The following is an 18,012-nucleotide window of genomic DNA, read 5'->3' on the forward strand; positions in this document are numbered from 1 at the left end:
TTCATAATGCTTCGCAAAATTTCATTCAGAATGACAAAAAGAATTTTTAAATAAAATTTAAAAAGCCCATTAAAAATCTTATAACCTGAAACTTCTTAATGGCTTAAAAATATTTTAGATAAAATTATTTTTCGGAAGCAATTTCGTTAAACAAATTAATGAGTTCCTCATTGGCTTCCTGACCGCCATTTTTAGATTTAAAATAATTGTTAAATAAAGTTTGAATATCCTGACTCAGGTTGATTTCACTTAATTGATTTTCATTAAAATCCTGATTTTTAACTTTCGGAATGAGATGCACAATTCCGTTATGAGATTGATAGATGAGTTTTCTCTCTTCGGCTTTTAAAAAAGTTTCACTTTCTAAGGTCAATTCAACTAAAGTATTTGGGTTTTCTTTCAGCCATTCAATTGTATTTTCAATGGAGTCAAACGTTTTTCTGACGAGTTTTTTACCGTTTTGTAAAGCAATTTTCTCAAATGAAACATTTTTATTGGGTTCAGCTTCAATAATGGAAACATACTTCGTTTGTCCGGCTTCGCTAAAGCTGTAACACAAAGGCGAAGATGAATAGACAACAGGCTTTTCATCAGTTCCTATATTTTGAAAACCATGCAAATGTCCTAAAGCTGTATATTGAATCTGCTGCGGAATAATATCTGAAAAAACTAGGTCTGCATTTCCTATTTTAATGGGCTTTTCTCCTTCCGGTTCTTCCAAAATAGGAGCACCTTTTTTGTTCATATACAAATGCGTTATCAAAAGATTGATGCCATTTTGATCGCAAAATGCATCAGCAGTTTTTTTCCAGTTTTCGGCTAAAACTCTATTGAGTTCCTCTTCTTTATTCTCTCCAAAATATTCTTTTAAACGAACCTCATTTGCATAAGGAGTGTGCAAAATTCTGACAGGGAAATCTTGATTTTTAAATTCTAATTCAATAAAACCTTCTGTTGATTTTGAAACTTTGAAATGTTCAAGCTCAAAAGGATTGATTGTCGCTTTTGGATGTCCGATTAAAATAATTCCGCATTCGCGCGCTAAAGGATCGGGTGCATCGATCAAACTTGGCGAATCATGATTCCCGGAAATGGCAATAACGGGACGTTTTCCATTTAATGATAAACATTTTAAAGTTTTATAAAAAAGTTCCGTCGCTTCAACACTCGGATTAAAATTGTCAAACAAATCTCCGGCAACCAGAACCAGATCAACATTTTCACGATCTGCGATATCAACAATTTCGTTCATCACCAAAACCTGTTCTTCTAATCTAGAAAAACGGTCGAGACGTTTACCCAAATGCCAATCGGCGGTGTGGAGGATTTTCATAATTTATTATCTGCATCTCTTGCTTTAAAATCTTCTCGAATTTGTTTTAAACGTGCTTTTCTTTCTGCTTCCGCATTTTGTATTTTACGTTTTTTCTGGTCGATTTTCTTTTTATTTTTCTTCCTGTTAGCTTCGTTATTTTTGCTCATATTGATTATCGGAATGAGTAATTTTTATAGATAAGAAATACCTTCATCAAAAATACTAAAGATTAAGAGTTTAAACAATTTTAGTAGATAAGTCTGATAAAATATTTTAATTTTACTGCGTTATGGAAGAAAAATCAAAAGATCCTTTACACGGAAAAAGACTTGATGCCATTCTTGAAGAGTTGGTAGAATATTATCAGGGCTTTGAAGAATTGGGAAAACAAATTAATATCAAATGTTTTACAGATAATCCGAGTATCAATTCGTCATTGAAGTTTTTACGAAAAACAGACTGGGCGAGAGCAAAAGTTGAAAGTCTGTATCTGTATGTTTTAAGACAGAAAAAAAGGGAAGAATCAAAAAATAGAAAGTAATATGTTGAAGATTATTCTTTACATGTAATTTCTTAATCAATTCTTTCAAAAACAGTATATTTGTGCCGTTAATCGTGATAGGAATTCACGAAAAAAAGAAAAAATATGACAATCGAAAACAATCATGTGGTAGCTGTAAAGTATATTCTTCACACTATCGAAGAGGATGGAACTAAAACTCTTGTAGAAGAAACAACTGCAGAAAATCCACTTACATTTTTATATGGTTTGGGAATGATGATTCCAAAGTTTGAGCAAAATATCCATGGTTTGAAAGCTGGTGATACTGCTGCTTTTGTAATTCAGCCTGAAGAAGCTTACGGTGAAAAGCAAGATGATGCTATCGCACAATTGCCAATCGATATGTTTGCAGAATCTGGAGTTCCGCCAATCGGAGCTATTTTACCTTTATCTGATAACCAAGGAAATAATTTCCAGGCTTTTGTAGTAGAAGTTACTCCGGAAGTTGTTGTGGCAGATCTTAACCATCCAATGGCTGGAAAAGTTTTAGATTTCCAGGTGGAAATTTTAAACACTCGTCCTGCAACAGAAGAGGAGTTGTCTCACGGTCACGCTCATGGAATTGACGGAAACGAGGCTCACTAAGAAATATTTAGAATAAAATATGAATGTCCGGTTTTTTAATCGGACATTTTTTGTTTTTTACCACAAAAGTCACAAAAGAATATCCTAAACTTTTTAAGTCTAATTATTTTGAAAACATAAGAACAAAAAAGAGGAGTAATTAATTATTTGTAGAAAGCTTTTTTGCTCTTTTAGACATTTTTTAGAACTTAAATTTGCAAATTCATTAGTCTATAAATTCTCCCGAAACATAATACCATCTGTTTTGAATCATTTTAAATGTAGATAATTCGTGATGCATTTGTTTTTCGCCGTTTTCATCGGTGTAATATGCCTTGAATTCTACTTTATTCATTGAAGGTTTATTTACAATTTCAAGTTTTGTCCATTCATTGATTTCTCCCCATTCCTGCAAATCTTTTGTATTGTGGAATTGCCTTTTGCTGGGAGAAGTCGTTTCCATTAAGTATTTTCCATTCGGAATGGCAAATGCAGAAAATCTTGAGCGCATCAAAGCTTCGGCAGTTGGAGCATTTTTTTCTCCGGTATGGTAAGGTTTGCAACATTCTTCGTATGTTTTTCCGGAGCAGCAAGGACAGTTCATTCTTTTATTTTTTGATGTACAAAAGTCGCAAAAGTTTTGGAATGTAGGTTTAAAATTTAATTTTCATTTAATTCATTAAAAAGCAGGGAGATTATTAAATAATAATTAAAATAAGATGAAGTTTATAAAACTTATTTTGTTCTTAGAGAGATATTAATATTTTTGTGATACTTTACAAGTATAAATACTTTATCGATGAAAAAAAATATCTTCTTTTTACTTTTCGGATTTTTCAATGTATTCTCGGCGCAAAATGGTTATGAAATCAGCATCAAAACCAAAGGTATTGCGAAAGATGTAATGTATCTTAAAATATTTAACGGGACGGTTTCAGATTCTTATGCGGTAGATTCTGCAAAGATTAGTGACAAAACACCGGTTGCAAAATTTGTTCAAAAACAGAAAGTTTTAGGAGGAATCTATAAATTGGAACTAAAATCTAATAAATCTGCCTTAAATATTTTGGTCAACAATGGTGCGAAAATATCATTTAACCTAGAAGGAAGTGAACTTTTAGGACTTATGCCTGAACAGGAACCTAATATTGGTTTTCTCACTTTTGAAAGACAATCGGGAAACATCGAAAAAAAATTAGAGCTTTTAAAAGCTGTTCAAAAAAAATATCCGAGTCCTACGCTTGATCTTTATACCAAACTCGAAGAAAAAAGAAATATAAAACTTCCGGAAAATTTAGAAGAAAGGAAAAAATTACAGGCCAGTTTTCTTGCAGATATAGATCTTAATGAAAGACGAATTCAGATACTTCCGAACTCGTATCAGTTTTTGTTTAAATACATTAATATTCTTCCGATTGATAACGAAAACTATAAAATCGGCGTAGATCGACTTCTGAAAGGACAAAACTTTGATTCTAAAAATTATCTGTTTTATCTGAAATGGATTTTTAAAAATCTTGAATATTATAGTCAGAAAGGGATGAACGATGCTTATAAATATACGTTCAATACTTATTTGAATGATATGAAGTGCGTCAATAAAAATGAGACGTTTTACAAAAGTATTGCCGCAAAACTTTCTGCTTTGGAAGCTGTACCAATAGGAAGTACCATTGCAAATACCGAGATGCAAAAATTAGATAAAACAATGATAAGCCTTTCTGATATTTATGCGAAATCGAAATATACATTCGTCATGTTTTACGATCCGGAATGTGTGCATTGTCAGGAAGAAACGCCCGGAATTGCAACTTATATAGCAAGTCTTAAAAATTCTGGTGTAGATATCCAATCGGTTTCTTATCTTAATACACCCGATGATAAAAAATGGGCAACTTTTGTAAAAGAAAAAGGCTTGGAAAGCTGGATCAATGTGAAGAGTAAAAATAACGACCGCACTTATGTGGAAAAACTGGAAATCTCTTCTAACCCGAATTTTTTATTATTAGATTCTCAAGGGAAAGTTTTATTGAAAAAATATAACCAACAGGAAATTGCTAAAATTCTTATGTCGGCACAATAATAAATAGATTCTAGATATTATAAAAAAGCATCCAATTTGGATGCTTTTTTAAGTTTATTTAATAAAACCTCTGTTTCTCAACAACGGCTTAATATCCGGATCGTGTCCTGTGAAATCTCTAAATGCCTGATTAAGATCTACAGAATTTCCTACAGAAAGAATGTATTTTCTGAAACGGTCACCATTTTCTCTTGTAAGACCGCCATTATTTTTAATCCATTCCCATGCGTCATTATCTAAAGTTTCAGACCATAAATAAGCGTAATATCCTGCAGAATAACCACCGCCCCAAATGTGTGCAAAATAAGGAGTATGATATCTCGGAGGAACAGTAGCTAAAGTAAATCCGTGATTATTTAACGATTGTTTTTCAAAATCTAAAACCGGAAGCAATTGACTTTCATTGGTCACAGAATGCCAATCCATATCCAAAGCTGCTGCAGAAACCAATTCGGTCGTCATATAACCTTGGTTAAATGTTGATGCTTTTTTAATTTTATCAACCAAAGCTTGTGGAATAGGTTGTTTTGTTTCGTAATGAAGAGCATAATTTTTCAAAACTACCGGATCTAAAGCCCAATGTTCGTTGATTTGAGATGGGAATTCTACGAAATCTCTCGGTACACTTGTTCCTGAAAGTGAAGGATATTTCTGGCTTGCAAACATTCCGTGGATAGAGTGACCAAACTCATGGAAAATTGTTGAAACATCATCATAACTGATTAAAGAAGGTTTTCCCGGAGCCGGTTTCTGATAATTATAACAGTTTACAATCACAGGTTTTGTTCCCAATAAATACGATTGCTCAACGTAGTTGCTCATCCAGGCTCCACCGCTTTTAGAATCTCTTGTGTAGAAATCAAGATAATAGATTGCGATAGATTTTCCGTCATGATCGAAAACTTCATAAGTTACCACATCAGGATGATAAACAGGAAGATCTGTTCTTTTTTTGAATGTTAATCCATAAAATTTTTCGGCAGCGAAGAAAACTCCTTTTTCCAAAACGGTTGTAATTTCAAAATATGGCTTGATTTGGTTTTCATCTAAATCAAATTTTGCTTTTCTTACCTGTTCAGCGTAAAAATTCCAATCCCAAGGTTCTACTTTGAAACCTCCTTTTTGCTGATCAATAAGATCTTGAATATCTTTTGCTTCACGTTTTGCTGTTTCTACCGCAGGATTTGCAACTTGATTCATCAGCTTTACTGCAGCTTCAGGGTTTTTAGCCATTTGATCTTGCAATTTCCATTCTGCGAAACTTTTTTTGCCTAAGATCTGAGCTTTTTTTAGTCTTAATTTGGCTAATTTTTCAATTGTTTCTCTCGTGTCATTGGCATCACCTTTTTCAGCTCTTTGCCAAGATGCTTTGAACAATTTTTCTCTTGTTGCTCTGTTGGTAAGATTTTGCAAAAGAGGTTGCTGAGTAGTGTTTTGTAAAGCTAAAAGATATTTTCCGGGTTGTCCTGCAGTTTTTGCATCGCTTGCTGCAGCTTCAATTTCGTCTGTTGAAAGTCCGTCTAATTCTTTAGCATCAGAAAAGAAAACGCCACCTTGCTTTCTTGCTTCCAATAATTTGTTGGAATACTGAGTAGAAAGTGATGCCAATTCCTGATTTACTTGCTTTAATTTTTCTTTGTCAGCAGAAGAAAGATTAGCTCCTGCGATTTCAAAATTCTGTTTGTAAAACTGCAGTAATCTTTTGCTTTCAGAATCTAAACTGTTTTCTGTGATCGATTTTATTCTTTTATACAGATTTTCATTCAGGTACATTTTATCAGAATGAGCTGCAAATATCGGAGCATATTCTTCGTCCAAAGCCTGCAAAGTAGGATTGGTATTTGCGCTTGTAAGATTTGAAAATGTAATTGTGGTTCTTTTTAGAACTTCGCCACTTTTTTCTAATGCAACAATGGTGTTTTCAAAAGTTGCCGCTTCGCTATTGTTGGCGATTTTCAGAATTTCAGCATCGTGCTGTTTTAATCCAAATTGAAATGCTGGTTTGAAATGTTCGTTTTTAATTTTATCAAACTCGGGAGTTTCATACTGAAGTTTGCTTTTCTTCATAAAAGGATTTGAAGAAAGCGAAGCATCAGGAACAGGCATTTCCTGTTTTATGTCGTTTGTTTTCATTGTGGTACAAGAGTAATTGAATGCCAAAGCAGAAATTAACAATGCTGATGAAATGTGTTTCATGGGCAGATATTTATTATTTTAAAAGTCATATAGAATCTCTTTTGATTTTAAAAATTGTTTTTATTGTCAATTGTAAGAGATTTTATAATTTAGTTGTTATTAAAGTATAAAGATATTAAAAACTAAACTTCTAAACATTAAAACATGAAATCGCTATGATTTTTCACACTCAAACACTGGTGAAGATGACGCGATTGAATATGTTCATTAAAAAAAATAAAATATTTAACTATGAAATATACAGCAATTTTACTTCTTTCAGGATTAGTGATTTTCACTTCTTGCAAAAAAAATGAGAACAAAGAAGGCAAATCAACTTGGTTACCCGACGTTACTAATAAAGATCACGGATCTCTAAAACAAAAAGAATTTAAAGGTGATTTTAATGAAATTGAGGTTTCTCAGGCTATTGAAGCAGAGATTATTAAATCTGATGTTGAAAGAGTAGTGATTTCTGCACCTGCAAATATTATTGACGAAGTTTTGGTGGACAACAGTGGCGACGAACTTCATATTCACTACAAAACAGGAGTACGTGTAATGAATACCAATAATGTGAAAGCTAAAATTTATGCTAAAGATTTTAAAAAACTTGAAGCAAACTCTGCTGCCATCATTATTGTAAGAGATCAGTTCACTCAGGAGAAAACGGATGTTGAGATTTCAAGTGCAGCTCATATTTCAGGGAAACTTGAAGCCAACGATCTGGATATTGATGCAGGAAGCAGCGCTACTTTCAAAGGGCAAATCTGGGCGGTAAACCTTAATATTGAAGCTTCTTCTGCAGCAGATGTTACAATATCCGGAAAAACCAAAAATGCAAATCTTACTTCATCTTCAGGAAGCGGTATTTCTGCAAAGGATGTGGTTGCTGAAAATGTGAAAGCTGAAGCTTCAAGCGGAGCAAGTGTAGAAATCGGTGTTTCTTCAAAATTTGAAGGTCATGCATCTTCAGGCGGAAGTGTAAAAGGAATTAAAAAAGGAAATGTAACTACCGTAACCAAAGAAGAAAGCAGCGGTGGAAGTGTAGATATTCAATAATTTATTCTTGGGTCTCTTCATCATCATCGTCTGTAGATGAGGTTTCCCAATCTTTATTTTCAAAATTTAAATTATCATAAGCCAACAACTCCTCCTCTCGCTGGAGGAGTTCTTTTGTGGTAAAAAGACGCATATCTTCATCATCTTTTGATTTTGCCAGTTTTCGGATTGATGCTTTGTCGATTGCCATAAATCTTTGCCCAAGACGACGTGCTGCATACTTTCGCATTCCGGTTTCCTGTAAAACATCTACTGCCATTTCTACTGCGGTTCCCAAAGTTTCACGATAAATATTATCAATTCCTTTGTCTAAATACTCGTATGCATCGATCCTGTTTTTAGCACGAACAAATATTTTCACATTAGGATATTGCTCACGAACCAATTCTGCAACAAATCTATTGTCGTCGGGATCGTCAAGACATAAAACCAAAATTTCCGCTTCTTCAATTCCTGCAGCTCTCAAAACGGGAATTCTTGTAGCATCTCCGTAATAGACTTTAAAACCATAACTTCTTAGTAATTTCACTCTATCAGAATCCCTGTCGAGAACGGTTGCTGAGATTTTATTGGCTTTAAGGAGTCTTCCTACAGTGCTTCCAAAATGTCCGAAGCCTACAATGATGATTTTTTTCTGAGAAATATTGCCGTCAAGAATATCAAAATCTGATTTTACTTCCGGAATTTCTTTGATGAATTTAGGAGTAATCAGTCTGTCATTAATAATTAAAAGAATAGGGGTTATGCACATTGTAATGGCGGTGATTGCCATCATTTGAGCATTCATTTCCGCATTGAATAGATAAAGATCAGAAGCGTAATTGATCAAGACAAAAGCAAATTCTCCGACCTGAGAAAGTGCAAAAGCATAGAATAAACTTTGTGGGGTATCAATTTTAAAGAATTTTCCGATCGCAAAAAGAACAAAAAATTTCACGGCTAAAACCACAAAAACAGTGCTGAAAATGAAAACAGGATCCTGAGCAATGACGTTAAAATTCATCGTAGAACCTACACTTACAAAAAATACTGCGAGAAGAAGTCCTTTAAACGGATCGATGTGTGCTTCCAATTCGTGGCGGAATTCACTGTTTGCCAACATGACGCCTGCTAAAAAGGCTCCTAAAGCGGGAGACAATCCGATGGCAACCATTAATTCTGAAACTCCTATCACCAAAAATAAGGAAGAAGCGGTTAATAATTCCGTCATTCCTGCTTTTGAAACGTATCTCAAAAAGGGTACAAAAACATATCGTCCCAATAGAATTAGAATAACAACACCGAAAATTACGGTTCCTGCCTGAAGCCATTCCGGAAGTTTCTGAATTAAAATCTGAACCTCATTATCATGATGTCTTGCTTTGTAATTCGCAATGATAGGTAAAATCGCCAAAATAGGGATGACGGCAATATCCTGAAATAAAAGCGTGGAAAAAGATGCTTCACCTGCGGTGGTTTTAAGATTATTTTTTTCCTGTAAAGTCTGTAAAACAATTGCTGTTGATGATAATGCAAAACACATCGCAATCGTAATGGCTCTGTCGATTTTCCATCCTGCTAAAAAAAAGATCAGGAAAAGTAGCGAAATGGTAAGAGTCATCTGAGTAAGACCGAGACCGACAATTTTCTTTCGCATTTCCCAGAATTTCCTGGGTTCCAATTCTAGTCCAACCAAAAATAGAAGCATGATAACCCCAAATTCACTGGCGTGCATAATTCCGTCGACATCACGTCCTGTTAGTTTTAAAACATACGGTCCGATGATAATTCCACCTAAAATATAACCGATCACTGAGCTTAAACCTAATTTTCTTGCGAGCGGAACCATAATAATGGCAACGCCCAAAAAGAGTAAGGTGTTCATCGCTAAGCTAGATTCCATATTATTGATTTAGGGTTTCTACAAATTTCTTTTTCTGTAAAATGATTTCTTTTTTTGATAGTTTATTGGCTTCATAAACGATGGTAATATCTTTGATATTAGCATTAAAAACTTTTAAAGAAACAATTAATCCGCTGATCATTTCTTCGATAGTATATTTGTAAGTCCCTTCTTTTGAAAAAGATTTTTCTTTTCCACCGGTTGTTACAACGATATAAACTTCTTTGTTTTCAAGCGGGTTGTTTTCGCCTTCTTTAATCCAGTTCCTGTCAAACACCTCATCAATCCACAATTTTAACAACGGTGGAATTCCGAACCAAATAATAGGAAACTGAAAAATAAATCGGTCATAATTCTGAAGCCTTTTCCGTTCTCTGAAAGCCGCAATATGAAAGTCGGGATATTCTTCGTACAAATCACGAAGGGTAAAATGCTGATGACGAACATAGAAATTAATTAACTCTACATTAGAATTTGAATGTTCCAGATAAGGATGGGCAAAAACCACCAGCGTTTTTTTCATAGACCCCGTTTTCAGTAAATATAATGAAAATTCAGAAAAATTTGAAAATTTATGGTAGGTTTAATGAAATTTTAATCAGGTGAAATATTACTTTTCTAAAGGTAAGGTCGTCTTTGTATCATACCGAATTACAAATGTATTGTACGGAGGACTACATGCTATCTCGATAAATCCTCCTCCATATTCATCTTTAAGTTTCATCTGAAAATGTTTTTCAACCTTTGGAATATTTTTATAAGGCGATTTGTCAAACAGACTTGAATCTTTTGCGAAAGGAATTAACAGCTTTTGCAAACTGTCAAATTCTTTATACTTATCTTCAGTGTTATTAAATTCTATTAACTGTGTAACTGAAAAGGTTTTGTCATTCGGTACAAGTGAGACATATAATTTTTTAATTTCACTTTTAAAATACGGATTTTTTTCTCCGCTTGATTCATATGCTGTAAAAGGCTCAAATTCTTTTGGAACGTTTGTATATTTTAATTCCTTAAAATTCAAAGAGGAATTGTTGAGTACAGATTTATAACCGTTTTGTAATTCGGAATTAAAGAATATAGAATTTAAAACCGGAATTTCTTTTTGTTTTTTACATGAAATTATTGTGAAAAATATAACAATAACAAGAACTGCTTTTTTCAAAATTTTAAAGTTTAATTGTAAGGAATTACCATCCACCAGAAGCTCCGCCACCGCCAAAACTTCCGCCGCCGCCGAATCCTCCAAAACCGCCACCGCCTCGAGAACTTCCGCCACCGAATCCGCCTCCAAAACTTCCAGGGAAAGGGAATGGAAAAAATCCGCCTGGATAATTTCTTCGCCCTCTTCGACTTATCGTAATGTCGCCATCATCATCGTTTCCGCCGCCTCGATTTCCAAAAAAGATAGCGAGAATAATGAAAATAACGAAAGCAATAACGAGTAGTTTTGTAACACTTACATCTCCAGATTTATTCTTGGTGGCAATTGGTTTAAACTTTCCCTGAATCGCTTCCATGATAGCATTGGTTCCGCCATTAATACCTTCATACCATTTTCCCTGTCTGAAATTGGGGGTAACGATATAGTCTAAAATCTGTCCGGCAACTGAAGCAGTTAAATATTGTTCAACTGCTCTTCCTTGCTGAATCGACATCGTTCGGTCGTCTTTAGCAATCAGAAAAACAACTCCGTTGTCTACATCTTTCTGGCCGATTCCCCATTTTTCGCCAAACATCGTCGCCAAATAATTAACATCTTCGCCTTTTGTAGATGGAATGATAATAATTTCGATTTCCGTTGAGGTAGAATCTGCGAATTTAATTAGCTTATTATTCAGTTCATTTTTTTCCTGTGTTGTAAGCAGATTTGCCTCGTCATAAACAGGGTATAGAACTGCAGGTTTTTCAGGAATAGTGTACTGTGCTGATAAAAAACCATAACAGCAGACTAAGATGAACGTGAAAAATAGTTTAAGAGAATGTAATCTCATTGGGTAATTCGTTGTGATTTTCTCCTTTTATTGGAAAATGTTTTTTTAATTCTAAACCGGTTTCAAGAATTCCGCTTTTTAAAGCCTGATAAAAATGACCTTTTGAAAATTCTGACGTAATATAATCGTGCAGATGATCCCAATAAGACTGATGTACTTTTTCGTGAATTCCGGTGTCACCAATAATCGTTAAATATTTTTTCTCAAAATTAACATGAAAAAGAACCGCATTTTTTTCTGCGGTTTTATCTTTACAAAGTTCTTTAAACACCTCAAAAGCAGTTTCTGCAATCTGATGATCTGTTGTAGAATCAATATGTACACGAATTTCTCCGGTAGAATGTTGCTCTGCCGACTGAATCGCTTCTACCAAAGAATCTATTTGCTGATTTGTGAGAAAACGGTTCATTATTCTGTAAATACGCTTGGTGCATTTTCTGCTCCAGCTTGTGCTTTAAATAAAGGTTTTTCTTTGAAATTGGTAAAGTTTGCCAAGATATTATTAGGAAACTGTTTGATCGAAATATTATAATCTCTTGCAGCATCGTTGTAATAAACGGTTTCGGTTCTAATGCTGTTTTCTATAGCAATATATTCTCTTTGAAAATTGATGTATTGCTGATCTGCTTTCAGATTAGGATAAGATTCTACAACCGCCATTAATCGGCTTAATGCTCCAGATAATTCTCCTTGCGCAGCCTGAAATTTAGCCATATCTTCTTCCGTAAGATTAGACGGATTGATATTGATAGAGGTTGCTTTTGAACGAGCTTCCACAACTTTTGTTAATGTTTCCTGCTCAAATTTTGAATATGATTTTACCGTTCTTTCCAAATTAGGAATTAAGTTGGCTCTTTTCTGATAGACAGTTTGTACGTTAGACCATTTTGCATCAACTTTCTGTTCCTGTGCTACAAAATTATTGTATCCGTTTTTCCCCCAGAAAAAAAGTACTCCAACGATGATAAGAAGAGCAATGCCGATGGTTCCGGCGCTCAGACAACCTTTATTTTTCATATGTGAATTTTTAATAGTTTACGAAACTGCATTTTTTTAAGTTTTTTTAAAACAGCGATTTCAAAAATTTAAATTTTAATTATTTTTTGTGCTAACCAAATATACAAATTAAGTGCTAATTTTGCAGAAAATTTATTGAATGACAACAATTGTGGTGGCAATGGGAGAAAAAAACGAGATTGGTTCTGGTAATCAGTTATTGTGGCACCTTCCGAAAGATTTAAAACATTTTAAAGACTTAACTTCGGGACACCCGATTATTATGGGAAGAAAAACGTATGAAAGCATAGGAAAAGCACTTCCCAACCGTACCAATATTGTTGTTTCAAGAAAGAAAAACTGGTTTCAGGAAGGGGTTTTAATTGTTGGAAGCCTTAAAGAAGCTGTGAAATTTGCAAAAAAAATTGACGAAAACATCTTCATCATCGGTGGCGGAAATGTTTATGAACAAACCATGGAAATTGCAGACCGTCTTGAAGTAACTTTGGTAAAAGCAAATTTGGAAGCCGATACTTATTTTCCAAAAATCAACGAAAAGATTTGGAAAAAAACAGGAGAAATCTGTCACGAAAAAGATGAAAAAAATCAATACGATTTCTGCTTTCAGACTTATGAAAAGGTTAATGGTTAATAGTTGTTGGTTGATCGTTTTTTAATGTGTGAAAATTTAATTAGAAACCATCTTCTATCAACTAAAAACTAACAACCAAATTTCCTATCTTTGCACTTCTAAAATTTAATAATGAATAAGTACATAAAAATCATAGTTGCAGCACTTCTGATTATTGGAGGTCTTTATATGATGTTTTTTACAAGAAATTTAGGCTGGGGAATTGTAATTTTCCTTTTGGCTGCATTGCCAATTTTCTTATTTTTTAAGAATGAAAATATTCTTTTAGCTTTTTGGCAGTTGAGAAAACAAGACATGATTAAAGCTTCAAAGTTTTTAAATAATATTAAAGATTATAAAACTGAACTTCATAAAAACCAATACGGATATTATCATTATTTACAAGGTTTGGTTTTAGCTCAGGAACATCCTACACAAGTAGAACCTTTGATGAAAAAAGCTTTGGATTATGGTTTGAATATGAAACATGACCGTGCAATGGCAACGCTTAATTTGGCAGCCGGAGCAATTTCTAAAGGAAGAAGACAGGAAGGACAAAAACTTTTGGAAGAAGCAAAAAGATTAGATTCTGCAGGAATGATGGCCGATCAGATCAAAATGCTGAAAGACCAGCTGAAAATGCCAACCATGCAAAAGCATATGCACAATCCTAATATGAGAAATAGAGGGAAGTTTTAATAACATATAAAATAATAAAAAATGCACTAATTGATTTTAGTGCGCATTTTTTATTTTCTGGACGGAGGTGGAGGAGGAGGTTCTGGCGTTTCAAAGAATTTGTCATTGGGATAAAGTTTTTTTCTAATTAAAGAGAGTTTGTCCAATTTCGTGAACTTATCACCTAAACCGTCATCATTGAAATATTGTCTTTGATTTTTATTAGGATAATAAACTGTTACCAAGGGTGAAACATATTCCCGATTAGCTCTATTTTCGGTTTTTAAATATTTAAAATAATTTTCAAAAGAAAGAGAATTGTTGAGCTTAAAAGGATAAATGATTTTGGGTAAAGTTTGTTGCTGCTTTTCAAATGAACTTATCTCGGAATGGGTTTCTAAATATAAGGTGTCATTTTCTTTCACGAAATTATATCTCTCAGATGCAGCATACATACATGCTGAAAGATTAACATAAACCTCCAAGGTATCTCCATTTTCCATTTTTTCTGAAAATTGATAGAGGTCTTTTTCCAAGTCGAACTTACTTTCATTATTACAAGAAAATAGTATGGATAAAGCTAATAAAAAGGTTGCTTTTTTCACAAAGTTTACATTTCAGCATCATTATTGTAACCATAAAATTTAGGCATTTGCCAATGATATTTTACAGCTAATGTTCTAATGGCAACAATCAATAAAATTGTAAAAATCTGAATAATTGTATAAGACAGACCTGTGAAAGTAGTCAATAACAAGAATATCGCTCCACCAATAATACAGGCGCTTGCATAAATTTCTTTTCGAAAAATTAAAGGAATTCTATTGAGTAAAATATCCCGGATAATTCCGCCGAAACAACCGGTAATAGTTCCAAGTCCGATACAGATTAAAGGATGAATGTCTGCGTTTAAACCTTTCTGAACTCCGATGATGGTAAATAATCCCAATCCGAAGCTATCGAAAATAAATAAAGTCACTTTAAAGTTTTTCTCGATTGATTTAAAAACCATCGAAAAAATAGAGGTTATTAAAATCACGCCACACATCAAAAGATCGTGCATCCAAAAAACAGGAATGTCGAGCAATAAATCTCTCACTGTTCCTCCACCAACAGATGTTACGAAGGCAATAATCAAAACTCCGAACGGATCAAGTCTTTTCTGCATTGCTGCAAAACTTCCCGACATCGAAAACGATATCGTACCAAGAATTTCTATTGCAAAATTGATTTGTTCGTGCATCTTTGATAAATGATTTTAGATAAATGATAAAAGATTGAATGTCTGAAATCATTAATCTCTTACCATCTATCATTTATTTTTCTACTCTTACCGCTTCAGGAACCAAAAGTTCATATTCGCCACCGTGGTTTATGATTTCTCTTACGATGCTGCTGCTGATAAATGATTTTCCTGATGAAGTCAAGAGGAAAACAGTTTCGAGTTTTTTATGAGCCAAGGTTCTGTTGGTATGAGCAATTGCCTTTTCAAATTCGAAATCGGCAGGATTTCTTAAGCCTCTTAAAATAAACTGAGCATTTTTTTCAAAGCAATAATCAACGGTTAAGCCTTCAAAATGATCAACTTCCACATTGGGAAATTCGGCTACCGAATTTTGTATGAATTCCATTCTTTTTTCAAGCGGAAACATATATTTCTTCTGAGAATTCTGACCAATAGCGATAATTACTTTGTCGAAAAGCGCAGCTGCTCTTTCGATAATATCATAATGTCCTAAAGTAATCGGATCAAAAGACCCCGGAAAAACAGCAATTTTCATGCGCAAATAAAGTTATAAGTTATGGGTTATCAATTATGAGTTGTTTTTACTCTAATTTCTAACTTCTAATATCTAGTTTCTCTTTTGTAAAGCTTTCTCAACCTCGTTTCCACAAAGATCTTTGATTGAAATTCCATAAATTTTTGCCTGTTGAGGAAGAATGCTTGCCGGAGAAAACCCTGGGTTGGTATTCATTTCAAGCATGTAAGGAATTCCACCCATTAAAATAAATTCACTCCTCGAAAAACCACTCATTCCAAGAGAATTGTAAGCTCTTTTTGCAATTTCTTCCACTCTTTTTGTGGTTTCGGCATCTATTCTTGCCGGAGTAATTTCTTCTGAAGCGCCTTCGTATTTGGCTTCGTAATCGAAAAATTCGTTTGTAGGAACAATTTCTGTAATTCCTAAAACGATGGTTTCACCTTTAAAATCAATCACTCCCACAGAAACTTCCATTCCATCAAGGAAACTTTCAATTAAAATTTCATCATCTTCTTTAAAAGCGATTTCGGTTGCAGTGATGAGTTCAGATTTGTCTTTTACTTTAGAAATTCCCAGTGAAGAACCCGACTGATTAGGTTTTACAAATACAGGAAGTCCTAATTCATTAATAATTTTGTCAACATTAATATCTTCTCCTTTTCTTAAATAAACACTTTTTGCAGAAGGAATTCCATATTTTGAAAGTACCGCTAAAGTATCTTTTTTATTGAAGGTTAATGCGCTTTGGTAGAAATCGCAACCGGTATATTTCTGTCCTATAGCATCCCAATACGCCTGAAGAATTCCGTTTTCACCCGGAGTTCCGTGGATGATATTGAAGCATGCATCAAATTTCAGAACTTCATTATTATCTAAAGTGACTGAAAAATCACCTTTGTTGATGGGTTTTTTATTTTCATTTTCATCCAGAAAATACCATTCTTCTTTCAGAATAACCACTTTATAGACATGATAAAGGTCTCTGTCTAAAGAATCATATATTAACTGGCCACTTTTCAGAGAAACTTTATATTCGTCAGAATAGCCTCCCATAACTACGGCAACGTGTTTTTTGCTCATATCCATATTATCAATAAAGGCAAATTTAAACATTTTATATATTGAAATAAATGAATTTTGATTTTTTTGAAAGCAAAAATGAAATCTGCTAAATAAAAACTTCAATATAAAATTATTAATTATCTTTGTCGTTATTATTAAAGTATTTTTAAGTATGCTTAAATCACTTTTCAACTGGAAAGTTTTACTCAATTTATTAGTAGCCATCGGTATTTTCGTAGGATTGGTATGGCTTACTTTCCGTTGGTTGGAGTACCACACCAATCATGGGCAGGAAATTCCTGTTCCTAATGTTGTCAACAAATCAGTGCACGACGCTGTAAAAATATTAGAAGATGCAGGACTCGACTATGAAGTTGATAGTGCAGCTTACAACCCTAAATACAGACCGCTTCAGGTTTTAAAGGTTTATCCTTCTCCTGGATCCCGTGTAAAAGACGGAAGAGCGATTCAGCTGATGGTTAATCCTAAAAGCTGGGCTCCGGTTGCTGTTCCTGATGTTATCAATAAATATTCAGGATTGGCTTTCCAAAGATTGGAACAGGTAGGCTTGAAGGTTAATGATACTATTTATGAACCGAGCATTCAGAAAGATGCTGTTTTAAGAATTTTATTTAAAGGAAATTCTATAAAACCGGGAACTAAAATTCCAAGATTCTCAGTGATTGATGTTGTGGTAGGATCTGGTCCTATGCGAAATATTGCCATTCCAAATGTTGTGGGATTAACGGTGAAAGAAGCGAAAGCTTTGATTGCAAGAAATCTTTTTGAAGTTGGTCTTGTAGATCATGAAGATGGTGGAAATGATGATTCAGATATTGTGTACTACCAAGATCCGGCATCGGGAGATGCGCGAGATCAGGGAATGCAGATTGATCTTTGGGCAAGTAAAAAAACACCTGCCGAACTACGTGGGAAAATAGAAATACTTAATTCTACTTACCGTATGAGAGTAGATACTACTTTGCCTCCGGTAAGATATGACGAAGTTCCTAATTTCCAGGATCCACCACCGATCAATGATCCGGTTCCGGCTCCTGCACCTCAGAAAAAGGAAACTCCAAAAACTGAGACGCCAAAAGCAAATGGAACTTCAACAAAACCTGCAACTACAGGTGATAAACCAAAATCTGGTGCATCGACGACAACTCCTGCAACAGAAAAGCCTAAAGCTAAAAAGGTAATTATATAAATTGATTTTTAATTTAAAATAAAAAAAGGCTTCAA

At 34.0% G+C, this 18,012-nt stretch carries 21 protein-coding genes; 7 read left to right on the forward strand and 14 right to left on the reverse strand.

Translation table 11 applies throughout. The features are described from left to right. Nucleotides 1-124 precede the first annotated feature (124 nt). Nucleotides 125-1,333, reverse strand: coding sequence for a metallophosphoesterase family protein (gene sbcD / locus BUR17_RS14675; protein ID WP_074231075.1), 1,209 nt, complete (start codon nucleotides 1,331-1,333; stop codon nucleotides 125-127). Then, nucleotides 1,330-1,482: a hypothetical protein gene (locus BUR17_RS20870; RefSeq protein WP_167594302.1), complete on the reverse strand. Its 153-nt coding sequence runs from the start codon at nucleotides 1,480-1,482 to the stop codon at nucleotides 1,330-1,332. The genes sbcD and BUR17_RS20870 overlap by 4 nt, the downstream gene beginning before the upstream one ends. 122 nt (nucleotides 1,483-1,604) lie before the next feature. Here BUR17_RS20870 and BUR17_RS14680 point away from each other — a divergent pair, with 122 nt between their 5' ends. Continuing rightward, entirely contained in the window at nucleotides 1,605-1,856 is a 252-nt protein-coding gene (locus BUR17_RS14680) for a VF530 family protein (RefSeq protein WP_074231076.1), read from the forward strand. Nucleotides 1,857-1,961: 105 nt separating this feature from the next. After that, nucleotides 1,962-2,462, forward strand: a complete 501-nt coding sequence (locus tag BUR17_RS14685; RefSeq protein WP_074231077.1) for an FKBP-type peptidyl-prolyl cis-trans isomerase — start codon at nucleotides 1,962-1,964, stop codon at nucleotides 2,460-2,462. Nucleotides 2,463-2,667: 205 nt separating this feature from the next. Here the strand turns inward: BUR17_RS14685 and BUR17_RS14690 are convergent, their stop codons facing one another. Next, the gene (locus BUR17_RS14690; RefSeq protein ID WP_074231078.1) at nucleotides 2,668-3,045 is read right to left on the reverse strand and encodes a YchJ family protein; all 378 of its coding nucleotides are present in this window, start codon (nucleotides 3,043-3,045) and stop codon (nucleotides 2,668-2,670) included. 195 nt (nucleotides 3,046-3,240) lie between these two features. On the opposite strand from BUR17_RS14690, the gene BUR17_RS14695 reads away from it, so the two are divergent. Then, a complete protein-coding gene (locus tag BUR17_RS14695; protein ID WP_074231079.1) occupies nucleotides 3,241-4,524 on the forward strand; it encodes a TlpA family protein disulfide reductase in 1,284 nt (427 codons plus the stop codon). Nucleotides 4,525-4,578: 54 nt separating this feature from the next. Here BUR17_RS14695 and BUR17_RS14700 read toward each other — a convergent pair whose 3' ends face one another. Continuing rightward, on the reverse strand, nucleotides 4,579-6,720 hold the full coding sequence (locus BUR17_RS14700) for a M3 family metallopeptidase (RefSeq protein WP_074231080.1): 2,142 nt from the start codon (nucleotides 6,718-6,720) through the stop codon (nucleotides 4,579-4,581). A gap of 231 nt (nucleotides 6,721-6,951) precedes the next feature. On the opposite strand from BUR17_RS14700, the gene BUR17_RS14705 reads away from it, so the two are divergent. Then, on the forward strand, nucleotides 6,952-7,761 hold the full coding sequence (locus BUR17_RS14705; RefSeq protein WP_074231081.1) for a head GIN domain-containing protein: 810 nt from the start codon (nucleotides 6,952-6,954) through the stop codon (nucleotides 7,759-7,761). A gap of 1 nt (nucleotide 7,762) precedes the next feature. On the opposite strand, the gene BUR17_RS14710 is transcribed toward BUR17_RS14705, so the two are convergent. From BUR17_RS14710 to BUR17_RS14735, 6 genes are all read right to left on the reverse strand, one after another. Further along, nucleotides 7,763-9,643 carry a monovalent cation:proton antiporter-2 (CPA2) family protein gene (locus tag BUR17_RS14710; protein ID WP_074231082.1) on the reverse strand — a complete coding sequence of 627 codons (1,881 nt, stop codon included), beginning with the start codon at nucleotides 9,641-9,643 and terminating at the stop codon, nucleotides 7,763-7,765. Nucleotide 9,644: 1 nt separating this feature from the next. After that, complete coding sequence (locus tag BUR17_RS14715; RefSeq protein ID WP_074231083.1) at nucleotides 9,645-10,166, reverse strand: NAD(P)H-dependent oxidoreductase; 522 nt, start codon at nucleotides 10,164-10,166, stop codon at nucleotides 9,645-9,647. Nucleotides 10,167-10,253: 87 nt separating this feature from the next. Then, complete coding sequence (locus BUR17_RS14720) at nucleotides 10,254-10,808, reverse strand: hypothetical protein (RefSeq protein ID WP_143747592.1); 555 nt, start codon at nucleotides 10,806-10,808, stop codon at nucleotides 10,254-10,256. A 25-nt stretch (nucleotides 10,809-10,833) separates the two neighbouring features. Next, the gene (locus BUR17_RS14725; protein WP_074231085.1) at nucleotides 10,834-11,637 is read right to left on the reverse strand and encodes a TPM domain-containing protein; all 804 of its coding nucleotides are present in this window, start codon (nucleotides 11,635-11,637) and stop codon (nucleotides 10,834-10,836) included. Continuing rightward, the gene (locus tag BUR17_RS14730) at nucleotides 11,618-12,046 is read right to left on the reverse strand and encodes a TPM domain-containing protein (protein ID WP_185116693.1); all 429 of its coding nucleotides are present in this window, start codon (nucleotides 12,044-12,046) and stop codon (nucleotides 11,618-11,620) included. The genes BUR17_RS14725 and BUR17_RS14730 overlap by 20 nt, the downstream gene beginning before the upstream one ends. After that, entirely contained in the window at nucleotides 12,046-12,654 is a 609-nt protein-coding gene (locus BUR17_RS14735; protein WP_074231087.1) for a LemA family protein, read from the reverse strand. The genes BUR17_RS14730 and BUR17_RS14735 overlap by 1 nt, the downstream gene beginning before the upstream one ends. A 139-nt stretch (nucleotides 12,655-12,793) precedes the next feature. Between BUR17_RS14735 and BUR17_RS14740 the strand changes: the two genes are divergently transcribed. After that, nucleotides 12,794-13,285, forward strand: coding sequence for a dihydrofolate reductase (locus BUR17_RS14740; protein ID WP_074231088.1), 492 nt, complete (start codon nucleotides 12,794-12,796; stop codon nucleotides 13,283-13,285). Between the two features lie 111 nt (nucleotides 13,286-13,396). After that, nucleotides 13,397-13,963 carry a hypothetical protein gene (locus BUR17_RS14745; RefSeq protein ID WP_074231089.1) on the forward strand — a complete coding sequence of 189 codons (567 nt, stop codon included), beginning with the start codon at nucleotides 13,397-13,399 and terminating at the stop codon, nucleotides 13,961-13,963. A 50-nt stretch (nucleotides 13,964-14,013) separates the two neighbouring features. On the opposite strand, the gene BUR17_RS14750 is transcribed toward BUR17_RS14745, so the two are convergent. The 4 genes from BUR17_RS14750 to BUR17_RS14765 form a co-directional block, all read right to left on the reverse strand. Further along, a complete protein-coding gene (locus BUR17_RS14750; RefSeq protein ID WP_143747593.1) occupies nucleotides 14,014-14,547 on the reverse strand; it encodes a hypothetical protein in 534 nt (177 codons plus the stop codon). A 5-nt stretch (nucleotides 14,548-14,552) separates the two neighbouring features. Further along, a complete protein-coding gene (locus BUR17_RS14755) occupies nucleotides 14,553-15,185 on the reverse strand; it encodes a trimeric intracellular cation channel family protein (RefSeq protein WP_074231091.1) in 633 nt (210 codons plus the stop codon). Between the two features lie 73 nt (nucleotides 15,186-15,258). After that, nucleotides 15,259-15,723: a pantetheine-phosphate adenylyltransferase gene (coaD, locus tag BUR17_RS14760; RefSeq protein ID WP_056034859.1), complete on the reverse strand. Its 465-nt coding sequence runs from the start codon at nucleotides 15,721-15,723 to the stop codon at nucleotides 15,259-15,261. A gap of 72 nt (nucleotides 15,724-15,795) precedes the next feature. Then, nucleotides 15,796-16,785 carry a D-alanine--D-alanine ligase gene (locus tag BUR17_RS14765; RefSeq protein ID WP_074231272.1) on the reverse strand — a complete coding sequence of 330 codons (990 nt, stop codon included), beginning with the start codon at nucleotides 16,783-16,785 and terminating at the stop codon, nucleotides 15,796-15,798. Between the two features lie 154 nt (nucleotides 16,786-16,939). On the opposite strand from BUR17_RS14765, the gene BUR17_RS14770 reads away from it, so the two are divergent. Next, the gene (locus BUR17_RS14770) at nucleotides 16,940-17,977 is read left to right on the forward strand and encodes a PASTA domain-containing protein (protein ID WP_074231092.1); all 1,038 of its coding nucleotides are present in this window, start codon (nucleotides 16,940-16,942) and stop codon (nucleotides 17,975-17,977) included. Nucleotides 17,978-18,012 lie beyond the last annotated feature (35 nt).

The organism is Chryseobacterium scophthalmum (assembly GCF_900143185.1).
Taxonomy (GTDB): Bacteria; Bacteroidota; Bacteroidia; order Flavobacteriales; family Weeksellaceae; genus Chryseobacterium; species Chryseobacterium scophthalmum.